Below are 22,943 nucleotides of genomic sequence, written 5' to 3'. Positions count from 1 at the left end.
GAATAAAAATCCGGATGCAAATTAGCTTATTTTATAACGAGAATATAAAAGGATTAACCAACAATCATCCGCAGTCCATCATTAAAAAGGTCGTCAATCGTCTTTCCCGCAGAAAAATATTCTTCTATGCCCGCTGCCAGTGTAGGGTGTTCCTCATTGAACGATACAACATGAAAGCCTTGCATCTCCATTTCAGTAACATTTGTTTGTTCTTCAATTACATGACCGAAAGTAAAACGGGTTGCAGTCAGAACGATCAAGCGGGATTGACGCAGGCTCACCCCCGCATTCACCAGGGTATTCATTGCTATCTCAGATAAATCCGCCATCGTTAACGATAGATGTGCCCCTGCAACAACACGTCCTCCATCGGTATGCGAAAGCAATGCCTTACGTAAACGGTTAAACGTCTGTAACATCCAATTTTGCCAAGACTCGTCCTGCTTTCGTCCTTCCAGAACATGAAACTCCATCTGCAAAATAGCCTCAGCCATTTCATTCACCAATGCCTTTTTATTTTTAAAATGCCAGTATAATGCAGGAGCTTGAACATCTAATCTGCTTGCCAGTTTTCTAAGTGTGACTCCTTCAAGCCCGCTTTCATTGAGCAATTCCAATGCCTCTTTTATGATTTGTTGTTTTTTTAGTGCCATGGTATACCCCCTTCATTCCACTGTATGTACTCTTGACATTATATCATAAATGAAGTATAAGTTTACTTAACACCGTTAAATTTAACAGTGTTAAGTAAACTATTTTAGGAGGTTTTATCATGAAAGCAGCGGTATTACACAAAATTGGGGAAATTCCACGGTATGGATATTTCCCAGAACCCTTACCAGGCAACGATGAAACTTTGATTCAGGTGAAAGCAGTAACACTTGAAAATATCGATCAAATGATGGCAAAAGGGGAGCATTTTGCAAGGCATCAATTCCTTTCTGAATTACCAGCCGTCGTCGGAATCAGAGGTGTGGGCGAACGTTCAGATGGTAAACTGGTTGGATTCTCAGGTATGAAGCCTCCATATGGTTCTATGGCTGAAAAAGCAGTCGTTCCCAAAGAATCAACGATCCTAATTCCTGATGGGGTTGATGCTGAAACAGCAGTTGCTCTTCCATCCACGGCATTGACTTCGCTTTTCCCACTTAAATGGGGAGTGAAGATAAAGCCTGGAGAGACCGTGCTTATAAATGGTGCGACCGGTGTTGCCGGTAAGCTTGCCGTCCAAATCGCCAAGCTCCTCGGCGCAGGACGTGTTATTGGAACCGGACGCAACGAGGAATCATTGAAACGAATCAGGGAACTTGGGGCAGATACAATTGTCAATCTTAAACAATCTGAAGAGGAATTATTCACATCCTTCAAAAAGGAGGTAAATAAGGGCATAGACATTATTTTAGATTTTTTATGGGGATATCCAACAGAAACACTCATAAAAGCGTTAGTTCCGCAAGAAATAAGTTTAAACAAACATCGAATTCAACTTGTTCAAATAGGAGAAAAATCAGGATCGAAACTTACACTTCCCGCGAACGCTTTACGGACTTCAGGGCTCGAAGTTTCTGGTGGAACCAAAGGTATCACTCCAGCATTAATACAAGAAGGCACTGATCTGATATGGGAGTGGTTTAAACAAGATAAGCTTCATATGGACATTGAAATAGTTCCACTTCAAGATATCGAGAGTGTTTGGAACTGCTCAGATTTTCAAGGGAAAAGAATCGTAGTTACTCCTTAAGTTGTTACGTTATTAACTTGATAACAAATGGGGAGAGAATGCTTTAATTGGTCGAGGCAGAATAGGTTTAGAAATAAGAATAGACAATCCCCCAATAATCCAAATATCCTATTTTTTAAATGTCATCAGAGGAACAAAACCTGTTAATAAGCAGATACCATTGATCTTCAATTGTCACCCGTGTGAAAATGGTTTCAAATTAACGCTAATCATTGAATATATACTTCATAAAAAGAAGTAGATCAGTTAACATGAAGTCCATCATAATCAATTGCATTACATGAAATTTTTATGTAATGCTATTTTTTTGTGTTAATATCATATAAATATTGGCCGATCTAGTTACTTTATAATCCAATGTTAGTAAAAACTAATTTCTTCATAATCAATATCATTAACATATTTCTTAATGGTACCCTTCCTATTAATATCGATGCTTTTAATAAATTCAATAAAATGGTTCTGCCATTCACTTTCATGTTGCTCTTCCTTGTCATAGAATGATGATAAATCTGTTGAACCATTTCGTAATTCCTCATAGAACACTATTTTTGTCAAAATAGCTAGCTCTACATCACCAAAAGTCTTAAAAAGTTCTTCATATTCATCATCCAATAAACAGTTGGTATTCAGCATATCGATATAATCATGAAGGGAACGAAAATTTGTCCGAATTACATCAACCTTATCCGCTAACTTTTCACAATTCATAACCTTTTCAATCAATAGCCGAAAGCAATTATCACTCATTCTATCGGATGCCTTGAATGTCGTTACAATGGGTTTAGATCTCCATTTCTTTTCCACGATAACCACCATCTCTAGACGGTTTTGGTTTACAACACTTTTAACCCTGTTTACTAGATTCATCCCACATTGTTTTAAATAATTAATCATCTGAGGATCTTTCATATTGAAATGATATCGTAACCGATCCACAGCTTTTAAAATAATGGACTGAACCTGACTATCATTCAACTTATTAAACAAATCATCTAACTGTTTATATTGATTTATTGAGATTGTTATTTGACTGGCGTGTCCTCCTGATAAGATGGAAAAAATCGCATTATTTAATACCAATTCAAATATATTGAATAGTTCTATTCGATAGTCGAAACCGCAAATTCTCCCATAGTTAACCAAAATCTGTTGAAGATCATCTTTGTTAAACAAAAGGCAGAACTGGGTTTCCATTTTTAGATGAGTTAAATATTGCCTAAGGTAATAAACACCTTGAATGCTCATATCGTCGATTGCTAATGGATAATCAATGCTTGCCATTGTATTATGCGCATCGAAAATGATACCATATTTCTTTAGAAACACGGGAATTGATTCATCAATCGTTATATTATATGCTTCCACTGCAACATCTAATTTATTATGATTGATCTCCTTATAGAGTTGTTTTGTTTCCTCAAAACAATGACGGATCAAATCTATACCTTGTTCATATGCTTTTTTTACATTGTCATTTTTTAACACGTCGATTGCCTTTTCCGGATTTTTAAAATGTAACAGATACGCATCAACGGCATATAAAACAGAAGTTAATATACTTACCGCTGTTTCAGACGTTACGGAAGAGCTTTCTCCTTGGGTGTACCGTCTAATCAAATTCTCTAATATAGACATCAATTGCCTCTCTGTACCATATACATCTTCACTATTTAGTAAACCTACTCGTAATCCTTCATTCAAAATAGATATCGTATACTGGTTTTGTAACAGACGAGCTTGATTCATCTTTCCTTGTGTCACTAAGGAGTGATTATTGCATCGTTCTTCTGATTTCACTATCGTTCATCCCTTTCAAAAAAAGACTTCCTAAATGGAGTATCACTTCTAAACCGTTCCGCAAATTCTTCAAGCTTACTCTTTAAAAGTTCCAAAGAACCGCTGCAAATATCATCAAAGTAATCCTTCATCATGCCAATCAATTGAAAATCGCCAATCATATCTTCCGTCTCATTTTTTAAGTAGTAAAATATCTCTTGCAACTCATATAGAGTAGATACATAATTCTTATCATCAACATAGGGAGAGGTACAAAAAACCTCGGCTAACTCTTTTGTTACTTCAACACTTAACTCTACTCGACCATAGCTATGGAGTACTTGATTTCTAGAAACAATGATATTTTTTATTTCATCCCGAGTTAACACAAGCCCAAATTCTTTTGCTTTTTGATTTATCTTTATTATTTCATCCGTATATTTTTCCAACGTCACGGAATCTAGGGAATGAAATATTTCAGCTAAAAACATATACCCATTACCTCCTTTAAAATCCCCCAAAAACTATTGACTTTAATCCCTATTCATGTTACAATTTAAATAGGTGCGTAAATTTTTATTAAGATTTATAGTTTACTCTTTTCTTCGTTCTTTGTCAACGTCTTTTTCTTCTCTTGAATAGTCTGAACATTATAACAACTTTCAGGGTATCTACATACTTTGTCATAAATAACAGTTCGCGCGCAATCCTGCAAGTACCTGTTTTGACAGATATTAAAGCGCATGGACTTTCATTTCTTTTCACTTATTTAACAATCATCCAGTTAGAATCCTTTTCTAATATAAGCTCTTACTGTAAAATTTGACCTCTTCTTCATTTATTTAAAAGCTTAAAACCGATGAAAAAGCAATAATCGACTTGATGTTCACCAATCATCGAAACAAGCTCTTTTGTCTGGTCATCGATGCATCATACGCAATGTCTTGTAAACTGCTTTACTATGTTCCTGCACTGTTCGGATGCTTCTTGCAGCACTAATTTGTAAAGCATGAAATTTCCCGTCTAGATTTTTTGCAATCAACTGATGAAATTGATCACGTGCTTGTATTTTTTCATCTGGTGATAAAAACGAATAATAAAAGCAATTCATAAAACATAATCGTGTGGAGAACGATAAAAACTAACGTATGTTTATAGAATGATGTTTCATACTTCGCCTACAAAATTAAAATTACAGCTTATTAATCTATTTTAAAAGTCTGAATTTTTTTAGTATAATAGTACAAAATATCCAATCAAATGACCACCTGCTTAGTCAGGTGGTCATTTGATTTACATAATCGAGTTTAATAACTTCGTAGATATTAAGGATAATTTATATTTAAATTCTTTTATAACACTTGCATATGACGTAACGTAACATGATTTAATTAATTTAGGAGGACTTGGAATGAATGAAAAAAGGTTATATTCGGTGGGGGAGTTGGCTGTATTATCGGGAACTACAATTAGAACGATTCAATATTACGATAAAATTAATTTACTTAAAGCAAAACGAGATGAAAGTAGAAACTTAAGGTATTATACTCAAGCAGATTTATTAACACTTCAGCAAATCTTATTTTATAAAAAACTGGGTGTCTCACTTAAGGATATTAAAAAATACCTTGTGAATACTAAAAACTTATCTGAAATTAAAGAGATTTTAAAAAAACAATCTGAGATCCTATTTCAAAAAGAAATGGAAATAAAAATGAATATAGCCATTATCGAAGCTATCGTAGCAACACTCGATACCGACAAAAATTATGACTTAGAACCAATGATGAAGATTGCACTTGGCTTGAATAAACAATCCATCTTAGATTATACCAATATTGAATTTGATCAAAAGACAAGTGAAAAATTTGAGGAAAAATATCCAAATTACAATGACGTAATTGAATTTTATTGGCAGTGGAAACAGCTAATTTTAGAAGCAACATCTTATAAGCTAAATAACACGCCTTATCAAAGTGACATAGGTTATCAGTTTGGCAAGAAATGGGATGAATTTGTTAAAAATGCCACAGGCAATGATCCTGAAATGATTGCGGCTTTTGAAAAAGGACTTGAACAAAGTCATCAGTGGCCCGAGGAAGACATATTTTTATATAACTTTTGTAACGATTTTATAGAAGGTACACATAACTATTATTGTAAAAAAAGGTGATGCATAATGATTAAATTAGATAATTTAACAAAGAAATATGGGGATAAAACTGTTGTAAATCAACTAAGTCTAACCCTTAAGCCTGGTGTAGTTACTGGTTTATTAGGACCTAATGGCTCTGGTAAATCTACAACCATGAAAATGATTATCTCCCTCGTTCATCCAACCTTTGGAAATGTTACAGTGGGTGAAAAAAAATATAGCGATCTTCTTAAACCGACTGCAAAAATCGGAACATTAATTGATCCTTCTGCGGTAGATAACAATCTTACAGCACGACAACATCTGTCCTTAATTTCAACAGCTGCCAATATTAATAAAAGTAGGGTAGATAAAATGCTGAAAATTACTGGGTTAGAAATGGCTCAAAACAAAAAGATAAAAGATTATTCCCTTGGCATGAAACAACGACTAGGTATTGCGACCGCCTTAATGGGCAACCCAGAAACTGTTATTTTAGATGAGCCATTTAATGGGCTGGATGTGGATGGCATTAAATGGCTTCGGAAACTATTTAATCAACTTGCGGCAGAGGGAAAGGCGGTTATCGTATCAAGTCACTTAATGAGTGAAATACAAGCCGTTGCTGACCGGATTATCATTATTGGACAAGGGAAACTACTCGCGGATATGACAATGGAAGAAATGAACAAAAAGAGCCTTAGTTCGTATATCTACGTTAAAACTAATAATATAGATAAAATGTCAAGAGTTTTAACAGAAAATCAGGCAATGGTTCAGCAACTTAATCAAGGATTAGAAGTTCGAAACATAGAGGCAAGAGAGGGTGGCCAGTTAGCTTATGATCATCATATAGTCGTTTATGAACTTAAAGAAGTACAACCAACGTTAGAGGAGTTATTTACTGAAATCACCTACGGGAAAGTGGATTATGTTTCACAAGGAGTTGAAAATAAATGATGCATTTAATTAAAACAGACTTCAAAAAAATTACCTACCTATCAGGGTACAGAAATTTTTTGATTGCCACATTTTTACTTAGTATCTTATTTGGTATAACATTCTTATTCACCATCGACATCACCCAAGGAAAAAAATTAACGGAGCTATCCAGTATTGAGGTTCTTGATATTACATTACTCGGAATAGATGTAACAGCTATCATGTTAATCATTTTTACAGCCAATTTAATCTCCAAGGAATTTACGACAGGGGCGATTCATACATCTTTAGCAATTACACCTTTACGTCGAAAATACTTTATGTCCAAGATTTTGTTTATTGCAATACTATCTTTTCTAGTAAGTATAACTTTAACATGCTTCATTTTCGCAATAAATCAATTTGTTTTATCGATATACAACCTGGATAGGTTACCTCTCTTTGAACAAACATTATTCATAAAACTCATTGGGATTATTATCATGCCAATATTCTACAGTTTACTAAGTGCGGCGGGTGCATTTTATATGAAATCAGCTTCTGGTGGAATAACCTATGCATTAGGTGTAATGTTTTTACCTGCACTCATTAAAATGTTCCCAGCTAATTTTTCAGATGTTACTTTATCAATTTTTCCAGAAAAATCTCTTCATATGTTTTCAGAAATAAATACAAATTCAATTAGTAGTTCACTGATTTATGCAGTACTAATTCTTATGTTGTGGATACTTATTTCCTGCTCTTTAGGAATTAGGAAATTTAAAAAATCCAATTTCTAATTAAACATCCTATTGATCATGGATAGAAAGGAAATAGGAAATGTTAACTAAAATACTCAATCTTCCAAATTTAAAATCCTAGACGAAGCCCTAAATCGCTTAATTAAAACAATGAACCATGTTGGTCATGGATATTCTTTTGAGGCACTTAGAAGTGTGGCACTCTAAACAACCTTCGCTAAGTAAAGTCCTTGTATTATTCTTTCTTGATTATTGTGATTATGGCAATTTTTACTTAGATTATCATTGATGGATACGATTTCTTCAAATTTGCTACAGCGGCTTAATCAATAAAATAGTTTAAAATTATATGAAAAGGAGAGATAGCATGAGCAAGCTCGTTAATAAAGGTATTGTAAAGGCAGCAGGGTTTATGAATATGAAAAATAGAATTAACTATTTCAAAGTGGCACCAAATGCTTTAGAAAAAGTAATGGGGTTGGAGCGATATGTTGGAAAATTAGTCATTGATAAAAAATTAGCGGAACTAATCAAGTTAAGAGTATCGCAAATTAATGGTTGCTCCTATTGTATAAACATGCATACAAAAGGGGCAAAAAAGTTAAAAGTAACAAATGACCAGCTTGATCAATTAAAAACATGGAATGTAAGTGATATTTATAGCCCAAAAGAGAAAGTGGCACTACATTTAGCGGAAAATATGACTTTAATTTCGGAAAAAGGCGTTAGTGATGAGTTGTATGACCAAGTAAGAGAGCATTATGATGAAAAAGAATATGTAGATTTAGTGATGATTATTAATCAGATTAATATGTGGAATAGGCTATCTATATCCATGGGCAATCAAGCTAGTGAGTAAATGACAATTTGATTAACATATGAAAGTGCTCAATAATAATTGCCATTTTAAAATTAGATATTAAAATGAGAGATCTTTTGAACCTACGGCATATTTCTATATTCACTAATTTTATAGATCCCGAAGGTAAGAATGCTAGTCAATAGTATCCATAAACTATCACTAATTTTTTGCGTGTTCCAACATCCCTTACTTTCGGTTTTTTAGATTTTGTTTCTAGCGTTTGTTTTTCTTTTTTCTTAAAAAAGCTTTTCATTTGTTCCAATCCTTTCTATTGTTTAATACGTCCAGCTCCAACTGTAGGCCATATAAAGTAACTATTTTCATTTTACCAGCGACGTCAAAAATATCTTCGCATTTTTCAATATCAATCAACCTTCAATTTCTAACCCATCCCAAACATCATCTAAATGGGCATCTACATGAATTAATGTTGCATTGTTTTTAACCTTCCCTGCTAATTTGTACAGTTCCCATGCTGCAAATGCCTAATTATGGTTAGCAGATATGTAAACTTTCTTATCAGGAAAGCAATTTCTAAAGTTTCTAGGGATCTTCATAATTTCTCTCCTTAATTCCTTATTGAGGGAACCTTCCCTATAGTTTAAAGTATCATAACATACACAGCACAGTCATAAGGCCAGTGATAATTATGTTGACTGTGAAATATATCGACAAACAGACAAAGGCAACACAAGTTTTACAGTTTGATTTGGTTTTGGAAAAGAACGAAGATATTTGGAAGATTGTTAAGTAAAATATTGACAAATTGAATTTATAACTCTACACTAAAATAGACACATGTGTCTATTTTAGTGTAGAGGAGATTATCCATGCCACAGGTAAGTAAAGAATATTTAGTAACTCGAAGAAGTAATATAGCAAAATCTGCTATAAATGTCTTCTCTAGAAAAGGATATTCTAACACTTCAATGAAAGATATTATGAATGAAGCTAAAGTATCGAGAGGTGGATTATATGCACATTTTGAAAATATTGATTCTGTTTTTATAGCTGCATTAAAATATGATGATTCATTACAAGTCAATCAATTATTAGCTCCCAATATAAAGGAGCCTTTACTGCCTCAATTAAACGACTGGATTTCTGAAATAGTTCTTTCCATTCAAGATAAAGAAATTAATTTAGTTCGTGCCAAGTCAGAGTTTTTTCTTGCTCATAATATTGAAGAAGTTCCATATTTACGAGAAAGGCATGAAAGGCTATCACATAATATTCAACAATTTATTAATATCGGGATTGAAAAAGGTGAATTTCAAAAGCACATTGATGTAAGTTCTTTTTGTGAATTGCTTATTTCTATGATTGATGGAGTTATGCTACATCAATATTATCAATATTCTTCTAGCAACAACCTTTCAGATATACTTAATTTAGTGAATAAAATGATTGAAAATATTTTAACTTAAGGAGAGATATGAATGTTTGAAAATAAAATTATTAAATTACGGAAATTATCTGCTAATGATTATACAACTTATCATGATTGGCGTAACGATATAGAAGTCATGGAAACTACTAGTCCTCAACTTGACATATACACTTTAGAAGAAACGGAACAATATATTTCTGCAATTGTTTCTCAGTCTACTGCTAAAGGTTATCTAATTGAATATAAAGAAACTGAACAAACTGTCGGTATTGTTTCTCTAATTAATATAGATTATAAAAATCGTTCTGCTGAATGTATAATTGATATTGGTGTAAAAGATATGTGGGGAAAAGGTATTGGAACAGCAGCTATTTCTTTAATACTTGATTTTGCATTTAATGAATTAAATTTACATCGAGTATATTTACAAGTGTTTTCTTTTAATGAAAGAGCAATAAAACTTTATGAAAAAATGGGATTTATACATGAGGGGAAATTTCGACAAGCACTTTATCGTACGGGAAAATGGCATGATATTGTCATTATGGGCATTTTGAAAGATGAATATAACCAACATTTTGTGAAATGAATTCATAAAGATGTATTCAGGAAAGGATTATGTTGATTATATGAATGAAAAAAGCAAATGGATATTCTGCCCTATTTGTAAATCAAAGACACGTACTAAGGTATGTGTAGATACGGTATTAATTAACTTTCCCCTTTACTGTCCTAAATGTAAACAAGAAAGTTTAGTCAATATAAATAAATATAAGATCACTTTAGTTAAAGAGCCAGACGCTAAGACGCAGAGCCAATAATATGAGATTTCAACTCATATTATTGGCTCTTTGTAGATTTTTCATCTATTAATCACAATTACATTGCATTTAAAAAGTGATCATACCTTTAAATTAGAAGTCCTAGCTATTCTGATACATTGCTAAGACTTCCTCTAACTCGTTGGTTATTTTCTGTATTAAAGGCGCTGGGGAGACTACTTTAATATGTTTACCCATTTTACTTAGTAAAGAGGAAATAAAATTCAAATCCTTTTCATTCACATACGTTTCAAAGAGATACATATTATCGCTTATTCGGGAAATCGTTACGCTATCCCAAAGATGATTCTTTAGCATATTGAGACCTCTCTCCTGACAATGAATTTCTATTTTGATTTTATTATCAGGACGAAACATATACTTTTGAAAGTTATCCATCGTTATCTTTGGTATTTCCTTCATTTCAGTTATTTCTTGAAGTCCATTAATTTTTTCTGCATTTAGAATCTTGGTACAGTTCATCGATTCATTTATAATAACCATATACCAAAGTCCATTTTTAAAAAGAAAGCCAATGATAAAATAAAGTCCGTTCATTTTTGTATCAGCATAAATAATATGCAGCCATTTCTTTTTAGCCATAACTTGAATAAAAGGAGTTACATCAAACTCACTCTTATTTACATGGATATGATGGTACTTCACTTTATTTTTAAAGAAATCAATGCTATCCCTCTGTTCAGTAGTAGAATTGGTGTATATTTTATGAAAAATATCTTCATAAGTAGTGCTGAATGGCAGAGAATTCATATTCGAAATGCTGGTTAAGGCAAATATCAGAGCGTTACTTTCCTCATTCGTTAAATCAATTTTTGTTAAATTTCTTTCTCGGATGATTCGATATCCGCCGTGTTTTCCAGCTTCACTATATATGGGAACGCCAAGTATTTCCATTTCTTGAATATCTCGTAATGCTGTTCTCCTTGAAATATTAAATTTCTCCATCAAATCAGAGAGGTTGAAGAAGGTCTTTGTATTGACAAAGTGAATCATATGATATAAACGCATTGATTTTTTCATACAATATTCTCCTTAAGGTGCCGTAAAGTGGCACCATTTAATTTTATACTTGTATTATATCAAAATGATAAGGAGGATTTATAATGGAGTTTGAAGTATCGCCCTATTTTTTAATAACAACCGATGCAGAAGAAGCACGATTGTTTTATGAAGAAATTTTTAATGCAACAACAGTCTATATGCAAAGGGTGAAAGACAGACCAGAACAAGCAAAGAAAGGTATTTCTAAAGATGATTACAATCGAATTGACCAATCCGTACTACAATTTGGGAATATTAAAATAATGCTGGCTGATGATACAGAAGGTCTTCCTATTACAGAAGGGACTAATGTTTCTATTTGTCTCACCTTTAATACAGCGGAAGAAACAAAAGCTATCTATGACAGAATGATTGAAAAAGGTTCAAGCATATTAAGAAAATACAAAGGCGATTTTTATACAGAAGGTTATGGATATGTAAAGGATCCATTTGGAGTATGCTTCCATTTATTTACGAAAAGACGAGCATGAATTAATCTGATTGGCGTGAACATTTATCACTGGTGCAAGTATCACACTGGAAAATAGCATGACATTGTCATCATCAGTATTTTGAAAAATGAACAAACTTCAATACTCTTAATAGGGCGTTCAAGTCTTTGAACGTCTTTTCATTTGTCTAGTCACTTAACTTTTTCCAAGTGAGTCTAACAGTTTCAATCCACGTCAAAAACCCAGCCAAAAGTTTCACTGTTATACTCACCTAATTGGCTGTGAACGGCACGATTTAAAACACCTGTAATATCTATATCAATGATCTTTCACCGATAGTAATGATATTGTTTTTTGATAAAATGTTAGTTATTTTTACTTAGACCAAGTCGTTGACCATCGAGATTGTTCTTTTCAACTAATTTAATCAATGTGTTTTCTAACTCAATTCTTAATCCTGCAAGAGCAAGTTTTGGATCTCTCATATCTTAATTTATTTTGCAATCGAGCCCGATTGCGGCATTTTATTTATAACCCTTTTCTTCCTTTGCCTTTTTAATAATCTCTCGAATAAACGCCTCTTTAGGTTTCGTGTAAGCAGGTCTGTCAAATTTACATTCTTTTTTTAACTGATGATATTGCTTTCGTACAGATGAATGGCTTTTTAAGTAATCCCGAAATAATATTTTATGATTCCAATCCTCACTTTCATATTTATAAAAGGGCAGATGATGCGTGCCAGCTCTTCATACTCCTTTCCGAAAGAATCCTCTGTTGGGAAATTCCATATGAACAACATGCTCATATCCCATTTTCTCAAGAGGAATAATGAACTGATTAACCTCTTCCAAATCACTGACACCAACCATAATATCTAAGATTGGTTTTGCCCCTAATCCTGCAACAGATGTACTACCAATATGCTCTATCAATAATTTTTCCGTTTAGTATTTTCCATAACGCGTTTTTCTCTTGTTCATATTCCTTCAACCAATCTGAATTGTAATCTTCAATAACAACTGGTTCATTCATATTGTCTCCCCTTATCACCTTACAAATAATGTTCCACCATGATAACAATAGTAATTCACAGCTTTAAGCCTTTTAATTTTTGTTAAAGACTGTTCTGCTTTCTCAACATTTAAACAAAAGTGTGGATTAGCAATGACCAATTCATGATTCTCATGAACAGCTGCATCACCTGTAATTACACTTTTTACACTTGGAAAATATAATGAAATATGCCCTGAAGTATGCCCAGGTGTTGCTACTACTTTACATTTATTATCTAAAATCATATCGCCATCATGTACCTTTTCATCAATTGAAACATGCTTTAAATTCTTTAATTGCTGTATAAACCATTTACCAAATTCGCTTTCTTCATTTGGCATATTTTCTAACATTTCTTCGGCTTGAATCAATCTCTCTGACTTCATTTCACCACTAATGTATTTTGATTCCATTTCACTCGCTATAATGTTAATCCAAGGATACTTTTCTTTGAAATCATATAAGGAACCTATATGATCATCATCATAATGAGTAATAATTATATTCTTTAAATTCTTTATTTCATATCCATTTTTTAAAATTTCATTTTCAATTAAAGTTAAAAAATTTGTATATCCTGTATCGACCAAGGTTAATTCATTATTCAATATAATTAAGCTAGGATAAATGTAATTTTTTTGTCCATTAAATTCAAATTCAATTGGTAGTTCTAATATCTCCATTTTTCTTCCTCCATACTGCTCGTTAGTTTTAATACATCGCACGAACTTTAAAGTACGTTAAAATATTTTAATAACTCAGTTAATCTAGTTTACAATAATTCATCTTAGAGTTATCACTATAAATATTTGATATCTTCTACAAAAGACTATAGAACTTTTCAAAATCCCCCAATAAATCATTCACCTTTTCTATCCCTTTATCTATACCTGTTTCAAGATCGCCTCGATTATAATTCTGTAATTTATTTTGTACTTTAATTGGTTTTTCTAAATTCTCCTTAATATTTTTCTCAAAATGTCTTTTCGTTTCTTTGTATACAATTTCGGACATATAAAAAGTTAAGTCCTTACACTCTCTAGCTAATTTTAAAAAATTCCGGTTATAATTTCTTTTGAAAAATGGGTCTGAAAAGGTAATAGTTGTATCTAAATAAAAATATATTCATAGTTTTCCTCACTTATATATTTCTTAATCTCATCTAAATCTGGCATCATATCAGCTAGCTTACGAAAAGCCTCGTTTAACGTAACCATCCGTTTTTCCACTTTTTTAATCGCTGCATTTAATGAAAACCTTCATTATCATTTCTTGAATAAGGAGCATCTTTTTCACATTTAAATAATTATATCTTCTCGTGGAACCTTCTGCACCGGACTCAGATTGAATGGCTCCTTTTTCTTCCCAGATAACGAATTTTACGAGTCGGAATTCCAGTGATTTTGGATACCCCACCGATTCCAACCACCAGCTTCAACAAATTTAAGTCCATCAGAGCATTAGATTTTGATCCTTTTCATTCATAAGGCACTCTCCTATCTCATTATCAGAATCACTTTCATATCTATTCATTTCTTCTATGTTGTTGGAGAAATACTGCTTTCTATTTTTAGAAAGCTTATTTACGTTGTACCTTGTAACTATTCTACAATAAAAGTAGTTAATCTACAAATCACCTATTGACTTGCATTTGCAATTAAATTACAATATACATCAATAGATTTCAATTTAAGTAATTTATATTCAATAGGAGGTTTGTTATGGAGTTAAGTAAAGAAAATACATCCCTACACCATGTTTACTGGACTATTAATGTTGACTTTTAGTACATTTGCAGTTCCCATTTTTAACAACTTATCTTGGGTGATTGCATTACGTTCTATTCAAAGATTCGCCGCAGCGGAATGAAGACGGAATCTTATATGTTCGAATGGTTGGAATTATTGGGATGGTATTTGCACCTTTTGCAGGCAAATTAGCCAATAAATATAACTTACTTACCGTTTTGCGAGGTGGGCTTACGGTAGGAGTGATAGGTATCTTTGTTGTTGGGATGAGTACCAATCTCTTTTTCTTAGTTGTGAATGAGTGTAGTATTTGTTACCAGCATTGCTATCACCGTACCTACTCTGATTTCCTTAGTAGGTCATCTTGGCGGAAAAAATCATGGGGCAGTCTTGTTTATTGGAACGAGTCTTTGCCCGATCATAATCGTATTGTTATTAAAAACAGGAAGTTATATGATTAGCTTTTGTGTCATTAACGTAAATCTTCGGAATGGGATTAGCCATTTCATTTTTTATAACTAAACGTAGACAGTGAAAAGGGACTTTCGCTGTTCTTGAAATTTTTTAGTTTGAGGTAAGAACACAGATCAGAGAAAAAATAAATTATAACAAACTTTGAGGAGTTGATTGTCCATGACACGTTTATTACTTTTAGGAGCGACTGGACGCACAGGAAATTCGATTCTCAGACAATTATCAGAGTATGAGCATATTCAGGTGACAGCAGCCATACGAGATGTAAGTGATTCTTCTAGGCTTCCAAAAATTAAACGACCTATTCACACTACGATTGTAGATATAGACGATATATTGAGCCTACGTAAGGCTACATTTCAGGCTGATATTATTGTGAATGCAATTAGACTCAGAGGGAATATTCCTCGGGCAGCATTGGTCACACTTGACAAGCGGATTCGGGAAGGCGTTGGAGATATGGAGGGTCGTTTAATAATCACCGTGGGTGGTGCCGGATCTTTACATACGCTTTACGGCCAGCGATTTTGGCAAGATTCTACTTTTCCTAAACGCACATTGCCTAGAGGCATAGCACACGCTGAGCTACGCGATTATCTAGAAGAATTACCTCAAGCTTCGTGGGCTTACTTAATTCCACCACCAGCCTATATTCCTGATGGACTGCGTGTTGGAACTCATAAACGTTGGAAAGCCTCAAATGACGAAATGGAGTTTTTGAAGAAAAGTATCAGTTATGAAGATTTTGCAACAGCTGTGTGTGATGCGGTAAGAGAACGATGGCAAGGTGTACATCTCATTGCAGGTGTCGATTAAGAATTAAAACATTGATATTAAAGTCAATACTTATTAACTTTCACCCAACTGTCTTATATTCAGTTGGGCTTTCTTTTTTCTTTAAAAAATCTCTCAATCTTTTGTATCTTAAAGGTGAATCTATCACCCACCCTCGCAACAAGGAAATGCGTGAGAAAGCCTATCGTACAGAGCAGAATGACGAGCGTGGCTTACTAAGTATACGAAAAAAACAATACTTGTGTATCACGTTACGTGATATAGTAGAGTTGATCTTAGAGGTGATAGAAATGAATAATATTATAAAAATGCTTTCCGTAAATCAAGACTTTAGGATGGTTATTGCTGATACACATAAAATTTTAGAAAAGGAATTAAATAATTTTACAGGGGCCAAGTGTATACGCAAGTTTTTAGAGCAAATTATTACAAATTGTACACTATTATCTGCTATAAATGACTTTAATACAAAAATAAGTTTTTACTTCCAACTTTCTCAAGGAATATCTATCTTTTGTCAAATCAACGATTCAAATTTCAGGATGGAGTATAAAGATAAACTTAATTAATTCGATGGAAGTGTAACTGATTTTTTTGACAATAAATCTGTATTATCAATTACAACAGGAGATTGGAAAACAGGATTACACACAGGAACCGTTGAGGCGCATATGGATAGTATCGATATGATATTGTCTCATTTTACAGTACAGAGTGACCAGCTTCCAAGTCATTTTATAATGGCAGGTGACAATCATTCAAGAGGAGTTTTGATGCAACCTTTACCTTTTGCTGATAAAAAATTAATTTCTAAAAGTGATGATGAATTGGTATATTTATCAAAGGAGTTAGAACAAGTAAATTGGAATAATGCCGCAAATATATATAGTCATATAGCAAATATAATAGCAGAAAACAAGATAGAATAGAGTGTGTTTAAGTTATGGAACAATATATAAAAATTAAAGAGCTTTCAGAATTGACTGGTGTAAGTGTACGAACATTACAATACTATGATGAAATAAACCTACTTAGTCCAGCATATACCAATGAGTATGGTCATCGATTTTATGATTCAAATTCTTTTTCAAAAATGTTCGTCATCATTTCACTTAAGAATATGGGAATGAGCCTAAATAACATAAATCAGTATGTAAATAATAATGACTTTGATATCCGACTTTTTATTAAAGAAGAAAAACGTAGGATTGAGGCTGCAATTACAGATTTACAATTACGGTTAATGCGATTGTCCAGTCTTGAAGAGCAAGTTGGCGAAAAACAGGATATAACCCCTTATATTCTTCCGTTTTTTTCACAAATAACAAATGATACTAGCATTTCAAAGTTACAGATTGAAAACTTAATACCGAATCAAGATAAAAATTTCACCTTCAATATAAAAGGTTGGAATGAATTTATAAAAGACTTGAATTTTTGCTTGGAGAATAGATTATCTTCGAAGGATAAAAAAACAATTAAATGTATGAAATATTGGAAGGAAAACATTCTTGAGGCAAATCAAGTATCAGATGATATGATAAAATTTGCAGAAGAATATTATCAAGAAAATCCTACAAATACTTTTGGTATTACAGAAGAAAACTATAAATATTTAGTCGGAATGATCAATGAATATGATAATAATCAAAAAATCTAATATGAAATTAAATAATTATATTTAAGGACTTAGAAACAAATAAATCAATAACAATGAAATAAAAATAGAGTAAAGGAGACTGGGACAAATCCCCAGTAAATGTAAAAAAGAAGTGTGGTATCCGCCACTGTAATTTGGCGGATACCACACTTCTTTTATTTTATTAAAACATTTAAACTTTTAGTAAACAAAAAGGACACCATTTGATAAAATTAAAGTAACTACACAATAACTATCGGAGGTGTCCTTATGTTTAAACATTATACCATGAATCAGGTAATTTTGCCTTTAGATCTAGAAGTTAAATTAGATAAAAATGATATTGCTTTCGCTATTAATGATTTGATTGAAAGTATTCCAGAAAAGTCTTTTGAAGATTTTGCACGCGAAACAGGGTGTCCTGCTTATCATCCTCGTATGATGATGAAAATTATTTTATGTGCATATACACAGTCCGTATTTTCCGGACGGAAAATAGAGGCATTATTAAAAGACAGTATTCGTATGATGTGGTTAGCTCGAGGCTATGAGCCGAGTTATCGTACCATTAATCGCTTTCGCACGAATCCTCTAGTTGCGGAATTATTACGTCAATGTTTTGTTCAATTCCGCTCTAAACTAGTTCAAGAAAAGGAAATCGATGCAGAAGCTATTTTTATAGATGGCACAAAAATCGAAGCGAATGCGAACAAATTTACATTTGTTTGGCGTAAATCGGTTGAAAGATACAGTTCAAACCTCATTGAGAAATCTAATATAATGTATGACGAGTTATTGGAGAAAGAAATTATTCCGGCGATTGAACGTGAAAATAAAGAAGAACTTTCGGTGAAAGAATTAGAGTCTATTGTCAAAAAGCTAGACAACACAATTGACACGTATACGAAAATGATTGACAAGTCTGATGTGGTAAGTGAACGTAAACAATTGCGCTCAGAGCGCAAAGATCCTAAGAAGTATCGGAAACAATTTGGTGATTTTCTTATCAGGAAACAAAAATATCAGCGCGATATGGAAATCTTTAAGAATAGAAATAGTTACTCCAAAACAGATCATGACGCAACGTTTATGCGGATGAAAGATGATTATATGAGAAACGGCCAATTGAAAGCTGGATATAACTTACAAATTGCGACGGAAGGGCAATATGCGCTAGCGTATGAAATCTTTCCTAATCCGACAGATACACGCACATTGATTCCGTTTTTAAATACGATTGAAAAGGATTATTTTGACTTACCAAATTACATTGTTGCTGATGCAGGTTATGGCAGTGAACAAAACTATGATGATATCTTGAATAAACGTAATCGCACACCACTTATTACATACAATCAATATCGGAAAGAGAAGAAAAAGAAGTTTAAAAATAACCCATTTAAAACTGCGAACTGGGAATATGATGAAGCAACAGATTCATTTATCTGTCCAAATAATCGAAGATTAAACTATTTATATGAATCCAATCGTACAGATAAATATGGCTTTAAAAGGACATTTAAAGTTTATAAGAGCGAAGACTGTTCTGATTGTCCATTACGTTCCTTATGCACAAAGGCTGCAGAAGGTAAAAACAGAAAGTTATTTTACAATGAAAAATGGGAATTCCAAAAAGAATATGTGAGAGAGAAGCTTTCAAACGAAAAAACAGGTGAAATCTATGGGAAACGTAAAATAGACGTTGAGCCAGTTTTTGGATTTTTGAAAGCTAATTTGGGCTTCACTCGTATGTCTGTACGGGGAAAACCTAAGGTACATAATGAATTAGGATTTGCGTTAATGGCGGTAAATATGAGAAAGTACTCCGCCATTAACAATGAAAATGGGACATTTTCACATAAAGACATGAGAAAAAACGGTTGTGTTTATCTTTTAGTGATAAACACAACCGTTTTTATTTGTTTGAGGCTAGTTATGTCCCAGCCTCCTCCTTCTACTACTCCCACTCCAAGTGTGCAGGTGACGTCAAAACATTGTTACATCAACGTTTATCATACCTTCAACTTATTTTGGCGGGGATTCTGGCGGAACTTATTTTTTTACTGCTTGGTTACCATTAAATGCTATACCTGATTTTTCCGCAGTTCGTATATTAATGTTACCTGTCATCTCTTCCGCAATGAGTTCATCTACACCTGACCACATATGTGAATAATGCTTTAACGTAATTTCGGGGCTGGAATGTCCCATCCGCTTTGATAAAATCAAAACAGATACGTTAAATTCATTAATGAGATAAGATGCATGTGAATGTCGAAGCCCTTTAGCTTGAATACGATGAACATTTGCGAGCTTTGCATAGCGTTGAATAATTCTAGCAAGTGTCGATTTAATCATCGGTGTTCCATCATAACTAAAAACAAAATCGTCAATCCCTATTTTTGATTGTCGTTGTTTCCATGCTTGCAACACTTGTATCGTATCTTCATCCAAAGAAATGATTCGTTTTCCATCCTCTGTTTTCGTATAATCTTTTCGCTTCCAATTACTTTTATTTCGTAAATACAAGGAATGATGGACACGAAGTCGTTTGTTTTTAAAATCGACATCATCCCACCATAAGGCTGTTCCCTCACTAACTCGTATTCCTGTCATGAAATACGTCCACAACATCACAAAACATAAGTGTTCATAAAAATCATCCAGACAAATCGTAGAAATTACCTTCTCAAATTCCGTTTTTGTCCAATAAGGAACAACCGCTTTTCCTTTAGGAATAGCTTTTACTTTTTTAGATACATTTACTTCTAGATATTGCATATCAACTGCCATATCCAGACTTTTTCGAAACATACCAAATACCAAACTTGCATATGCTTGGGAATACCCAGCTCCTTTATCAGAAAGTAACCAGGTTCGATAACGTTGGACATCTTCTACCGCTATAGAACGAAGCTCAATATTTGCAAAACGGTCTCTCATACTTTCTAACGTTCGTTTACGAACATAAAAGGTACTTTCTTCTACTTCCGTTTCATATGCGGGAATATACACGGTATTCATGAACTGACCATAAGTCATATGGTAATTTCCATAACCATTTACTTGATGGTATTCATTTTTCACTCGTACCAGTTCTTTATAAGCTTGCAAAGCAGAAGTAAACTTTCTTCCTTGTTGGTTCGTACGTCCTTTTTTTCGAAGTCTTTTTCCAGTAATGCGATCCGTTCCTAACTCCGTTTCATAAAAATATTGGCCATTGTTATCAATATAAACCCCTACATATTTGGTTTTAGCCATGACTGTCTTCCTCCAATTCTAGTTCACAACCTAGAATTGATTCGACTGTCATTTTTGGTACACGCCCTAAGCGTTTATTATTATAAAATGGATACCCTTTTTGTACCATGATTTGTTTGGCTTGTCTAATAATTCGTATCGAAGTATATTTAGGATACCCAAGTTGAATTAAATCATCTTTTGTAATCAGTTCTTTCATTATATATACCTCCTTTTCAGTAACAGAAGAATACATACTAGAAACAACGATAATTTAATACTATTAAAAAATCAGACGGCTGTTGGTACAGCTCCACGGGAATTTCACCCCTGCAAGTATTTCTTCCAGCCCTACTCATAGCTTGCGACGCTTTGAACGCTCGAACCATGACGATAGGGGAGTATCATTATCCATACTGATGGGTTATCGCCAGCAATCCACCACGATTGCATTAAATTCATAGATTTTCGCTCGTTTCTAACGAAGTTCATGGCGTATGAATCAAAATAGCTCATCATCAGTAAAACGTATCTGATTTTTTTGTGTATACTGCACGGAGTTATCTTCCGTGCTTTCTTTGTCAAAGAACAAATATATGATTAATGAAAGGGAAAACCTAACCATTATTTCATCAAATCTTGAAAGCTAAAATAGATTGCATAAGCTTCGCTCGTAAGCGTTCGCGTGTATCTTCATCAATGCCCCAGTAGGTACTTCCTTGTTCATCACGCAGCTTACGCATGGACAGACTTGTCATATAGCTCCCATAATGCAGAACAACTACTTTCATTGCTTCGGCTTCACCCTTATTTGCAGCTAAAATAATTGGGTACGGCAATAAACCACTTTCGTTGTTTTCAGTAATAGAGTTATTCCTCCTATTCATCTGCATGTTCCTCCAAAAATCGCTTTAACCGTTCAAAAGAACTTGTCCGTCTATACTGAACTGTACTGCGTGGAATATCGAGTAGTTGAGCAATTTCCACATCAGACAGTTGAAAGAAATAGTATAGTAGGACAGTGATACACTTTTCTTTTGGCAAGGTACGCATTGCTTCAGCAAGCAATTTCGGAGTAATTTTCTTTCCAGCCACTTGAAAACCTTGTATTTCTTCTCCATCATATTGTTTATCTAAGGAATAGAGTTGATTTTCTTCTTGTGGGGTGAGATCAGAAAACGTCATCTCCTTTGCTTGTCGTTGTCTCCTTTCGTTGTAAATATTGATTGCTTCATTCTTTAATACTCGTTTACAAAAGGCATTAAATGCACAGCGAACTTGCCACTCAGTGCGATCTGGTTCTATCATGCATTTCCTCTCCCTTCGCAACTGCAAAGGTGGGTGATGATTTCCCCTTTCATAACCTTCAACAAGTTTTTTTATAAAATGCCAAAATTAACGGTAATTTTATTGAAAGAAAATATAATATAAGAAAGCCCAACTGAATATCAAACCAGTTGGGCATAATAATTTAAATATTTTATTTCGAAATAGAGGGGGAATCTACTTAATAAAACTAAAGCATCTAAAATAAGTAAATCAGTATCCTATAATACCGTGATAACTAACAAAAAGTATCTCCTCATCTAAACTTTCACAACCAGATTTGAACTTTCGTTTTACAACAGTGCTAGATAAGATGAGATGGTTTTGAAATCACTTCTAAAGCTAGGTAACGCATTTCATTTGGAAAAATGTTTCATGACTTCTAACAATTCTTCAATTGCCAAATCACCTTCACCATCATTAATCGCATGGCTAATACAATGCTTCATATGACGTTCTGTAACCGTATGACCAACTTTTTTTAAGGCCGCATTGATGGCACTAATTTGTACTAAAATATCTACACAGTAACGATCTTCTTCAACCATACGTTGAATTCCACGAACTTGCCCTTCAATTCGTTTCAATCGATTGATCACAGCTTGTTTTTCTTCATCTGTTCTTGGCACAATCGGATTTTCATGAAGAAACTTTTCCATTTTTTTAACCCCTTTCTTAATGGGAGAGAGTCTTTCTATCATATGACTCTCTCCGTATATAAATATTTTAACTTGTGCTTTTTTAA

General features: G+C 33.4%; 25 protein-coding genes and 4 pseudogenes. 15 read left to right on the top strand and 14 right to left on the bottom strand.

The window, feature by feature from the left end:
• Positions 1-53: 53 nt before the first annotated feature.
• Positions 54-653 carry a TetR family transcriptional regulator gene (locus DFR56_RS02200; RefSeq protein WP_110393770.1) on the bottom strand — a complete coding sequence of 200 codons (600 nt, stop codon included), beginning with the start codon at positions 651-653 and terminating at the stop codon, positions 54-56.
• Positions 654-772: 119 nt separating this feature from the next.
• Between DFR56_RS02200 and DFR56_RS02195 the strand changes: the two genes are divergently transcribed.
• Positions 773-1,741 carry a quinone oxidoreductase family protein gene (locus DFR56_RS02195; RefSeq protein WP_110393769.1) on the top strand — a complete coding sequence of 323 codons (969 nt, stop codon included), beginning with the start codon at positions 773-775 and terminating at the stop codon, positions 1,739-1,741.
• Positions 1,742-2,101: 360 nt separating this feature from the next.
• Here DFR56_RS02195 and DFR56_RS02190 read toward each other — a convergent pair whose 3' ends face one another.
• The 3 genes and pseudogenes from DFR56_RS02190 to DFR56_RS02180 form a co-directional block, all read right to left on the bottom strand.
• Entirely contained in the window at positions 2,102-3,541 is a 1,440-nt protein-coding gene (locus tag DFR56_RS02190) for a DUF6179 domain-containing protein (protein WP_244916400.1), read from the bottom strand.
• Positions 3,541-4,011, bottom strand: coding sequence for a DUF6323 family protein (locus DFR56_RS02185; RefSeq protein ID WP_110393768.1), 471 nt, complete (start codon positions 4,009-4,011; stop codon positions 3,541-3,543). The genes DFR56_RS02190 and DFR56_RS02185 overlap by 1 nt, the downstream gene beginning before the upstream one ends.
• Positions 4,012-4,363: 352 nt before the next feature.
• Positions 4,364-4,622, bottom strand: a pseudogene (locus tag DFR56_RS02180) (conjugal transfer ATPase TcpF); the annotation flags it as partial.
• A 309-nt stretch (positions 4,623-4,931) separates the two neighbouring features.
• Here DFR56_RS02180 and DFR56_RS02175 point away from each other — a divergent pair.
• The 8 genes and pseudogenes from DFR56_RS02175 to DFR56_RS02135 all read left to right on the top strand — a co-directional run bounded on the left by DFR56_RS02175 (position 4,932) and on the right by DFR56_RS02135 (position 10,409).
• Positions 4,932-5,693 (top strand): MerR family transcriptional regulator, encoded by a 762-nt coding sequence (locus tag DFR56_RS02175; protein WP_110393766.1) that lies wholly within the window; start codon positions 4,932-4,934, stop codon positions 5,691-5,693.
• 6 nt (positions 5,694-5,699) lie between these two features.
• The gene (locus tag DFR56_RS02170) at positions 5,700-6,614 is read left to right on the top strand and encodes an ABC transporter ATP-binding protein (protein WP_110393765.1); all 915 of its coding nucleotides are present in this window, start codon (positions 5,700-5,702) and stop codon (positions 6,612-6,614) included.
• Positions 6,611-7,375: a hypothetical protein gene (locus DFR56_RS02165; protein WP_110393764.1), complete on the top strand. Its 765-nt coding sequence runs from the start codon at positions 6,611-6,613 to the stop codon at positions 7,373-7,375. The genes DFR56_RS02170 and DFR56_RS02165 overlap by 4 nt, the downstream gene beginning before the upstream one ends.
• A 379-nt stretch (positions 7,376-7,754) precedes the next feature.
• Entirely contained in the window at positions 7,755-8,195 is a 441-nt protein-coding gene (locus DFR56_RS02160) for a carboxymuconolactone decarboxylase family protein (protein WP_110393952.1), read from the top strand.
• Between the two features lie 649 nt (positions 8,196-8,844).
• Positions 8,845-8,952: pseudogene (locus tag DFR56_RS02150) on the top strand (conjugal transfer protein); the annotation flags it as partial.
• A gap of 76 nt (positions 8,953-9,028) precedes the next feature.
• Positions 9,029-9,625, top strand: coding sequence for a TetR/AcrR family transcriptional regulator (locus DFR56_RS02145; RefSeq protein ID WP_110393763.1), 597 nt, complete (start codon positions 9,029-9,031; stop codon positions 9,623-9,625).
• Between the two features lie 12 nt (positions 9,626-9,637).
• Positions 9,638-10,177, top strand: a complete 540-nt coding sequence (locus tag DFR56_RS02140) for a GNAT family N-acetyltransferase (protein WP_110393762.1) — start codon at positions 9,638-9,640, stop codon at positions 10,175-10,177.
• A 10-nt stretch (positions 10,178-10,187) separates the two neighbouring features.
• Entirely contained in the window at positions 10,188-10,409 is a 222-nt protein-coding gene (locus DFR56_RS02135; protein ID WP_425326631.1) for a cysteine-rich KTR domain-containing protein, read from the top strand.
• Between the two features lie 102 nt (positions 10,410-10,511).
• Here DFR56_RS02135 and DFR56_RS02130 read toward each other — a convergent pair whose 3' ends face one another.
• Complete coding sequence (locus DFR56_RS02130; protein WP_110393760.1) at positions 10,512-11,450, bottom strand: helix-turn-helix transcriptional regulator; 939 nt, start codon at positions 11,448-11,450, stop codon at positions 10,512-10,514.
• Positions 11,451-11,533: 83 nt separating this feature from the next.
• Between DFR56_RS02130 and DFR56_RS02125 the strand changes: the two genes are divergently transcribed.
• Positions 11,534-11,962 carry a VOC family protein gene (locus DFR56_RS02125; RefSeq protein ID WP_110393759.1) on the top strand — a complete coding sequence of 143 codons (429 nt, stop codon included), beginning with the start codon at positions 11,534-11,536 and terminating at the stop codon, positions 11,960-11,962.
• Between the two features lie 485 nt (positions 11,963-12,447).
• Here the strand turns inward: DFR56_RS02125 and DFR56_RS23380 are convergent.
• From DFR56_RS23380 to DFR56_RS23270, 4 genes and pseudogenes are all read right to left on the bottom strand, one after another.
• A pseudogene (locus DFR56_RS23380) lies at positions 12,448-12,792 on the bottom strand (GrpB family protein).
• Between the two features lie 177 nt (positions 12,793-12,969).
• Complete coding sequence (locus tag DFR56_RS02115; protein ID WP_110393758.1) at positions 12,970-13,659, bottom strand: MBL fold metallo-hydrolase; 690 nt, start codon at positions 13,657-13,659, stop codon at positions 12,970-12,972.
• 136 nt (positions 13,660-13,795) lie between these two features.
• Complete coding sequence (locus DFR56_RS22760; protein WP_244916415.1) at positions 13,796-14,077, bottom strand: hypothetical protein; 282 nt, start codon at positions 14,075-14,077, stop codon at positions 13,796-13,798.
• Between the two features lie 132 nt (positions 14,078-14,209).
• Positions 14,210-14,392, bottom strand: a complete 183-nt coding sequence (locus tag DFR56_RS23270) for a MerR family transcriptional regulator (RefSeq protein ID WP_211320590.1) — start codon at positions 14,390-14,392, stop codon at positions 14,210-14,212.
• A 965-nt stretch (positions 14,393-15,357) separates the two neighbouring features.
• On the opposite strand from DFR56_RS23270, the gene DFR56_RS02100 reads away from it, so the two are divergent.
• The 5 genes and pseudogenes from DFR56_RS02100 to DFR56_RS02080 all read left to right on the top strand — a co-directional run bounded on the left by DFR56_RS02100 (position 15,358) and on the right by DFR56_RS02080 (position 19,726).
• A complete protein-coding gene (locus tag DFR56_RS02100) occupies positions 15,358-16,014 on the top strand; it encodes an NAD(P)-dependent oxidoreductase (RefSeq protein ID WP_110393756.1) in 657 nt (218 codons plus the stop codon).
• An 11-nt stretch (positions 16,015-16,025) separates the two neighbouring features.
• Positions 16,026-16,562: a hypothetical protein gene (locus tag DFR56_RS02095; RefSeq protein ID WP_146214231.1), complete on the top strand. Its 537-nt coding sequence runs from the start codon at positions 16,026-16,028 to the stop codon at positions 16,560-16,562.
• 45 nt (positions 16,563-16,607) lie between these two features.
• Positions 16,608-16,922: pseudogene (locus DFR56_RS02090) on the top strand (Hsp33 family molecular chaperone HslO); the annotation flags it as partial.
• 14 nt (positions 16,923-16,936) lie between these two features.
• Positions 16,937-17,653 carry a MerR family transcriptional regulator gene (locus tag DFR56_RS02085; RefSeq protein ID WP_110393753.1) on the top strand — a complete coding sequence of 239 codons (717 nt, stop codon included), beginning with the start codon at positions 16,937-16,939 and terminating at the stop codon, positions 17,651-17,653.
• Positions 17,654-17,902: 249 nt separating this feature from the next.
• The gene (locus DFR56_RS02080) at positions 17,903-19,726 is read left to right on the top strand and encodes an IS1182 family transposase (RefSeq protein ID WP_244916399.1); all 1,824 of its coding nucleotides are present in this window, start codon (positions 17,903-17,905) and stop codon (positions 19,724-19,726) included.
• On the opposite strand, the gene DFR56_RS02075 is transcribed toward DFR56_RS02080, so the two are convergent.
• From DFR56_RS02075 to DFR56_RS02055, 5 genes are all read right to left on the bottom strand, one after another.
• Positions 19,685-20,893: a tyrosine-type recombinase/integrase gene (locus DFR56_RS02075; RefSeq protein WP_110393752.1), complete on the bottom strand. Its 1,209-nt coding sequence runs from the start codon at positions 20,891-20,893 to the stop codon at positions 19,685-19,687. The genes DFR56_RS02080 and DFR56_RS02075 overlap by 42 nt on opposite strands.
• Complete coding sequence (locus DFR56_RS02070) at positions 20,886-21,092, bottom strand: DUF3173 domain-containing protein (protein WP_077604216.1); 207 nt, start codon at positions 21,090-21,092, stop codon at positions 20,886-20,888. The genes DFR56_RS02075 and DFR56_RS02070 overlap by 8 nt, the downstream gene beginning before the upstream one ends.
• 412 nt (positions 21,093-21,504) lie before the next feature.
• The gene (locus tag DFR56_RS02065) at positions 21,505-21,759 is read right to left on the bottom strand and encodes a helix-turn-helix domain-containing protein (RefSeq protein ID WP_110393751.1); all 255 of its coding nucleotides are present in this window, start codon (positions 21,757-21,759) and stop codon (positions 21,505-21,507) included.
• Positions 21,752-22,180 carry an RNA polymerase sigma factor gene (locus DFR56_RS02060; RefSeq protein WP_110393750.1) on the bottom strand — a complete coding sequence of 143 codons (429 nt, stop codon included), beginning with the start codon at positions 22,178-22,180 and terminating at the stop codon, positions 21,752-21,754. Before DFR56_RS02060 ends, DFR56_RS02065 begins: the two co-directional genes overlap by 8 nt.
• 374 nt (positions 22,181-22,554) lie before the next feature.
• Positions 22,555-22,857, bottom strand: a complete 303-nt coding sequence (locus DFR56_RS02055; RefSeq protein WP_110393749.1) for a metal-sensing transcriptional repressor — start codon at positions 22,855-22,857, stop codon at positions 22,555-22,557.
• Positions 22,858-22,943: the final 86 nt, after the last annotated feature.

It is taken from the genome of Pseudogracilibacillus auburnensis, from assembly GCF_003201975.1.
In the GTDB taxonomy this organism is placed as follows: domain Bacteria; phylum Bacillota; class Bacilli; order Bacillales; family Amphibacillaceae; genus Pseudogracilibacillus; species Pseudogracilibacillus auburnensis.
This window is presented reverse-complemented; position numbering and strand designations above follow the sequence as displayed.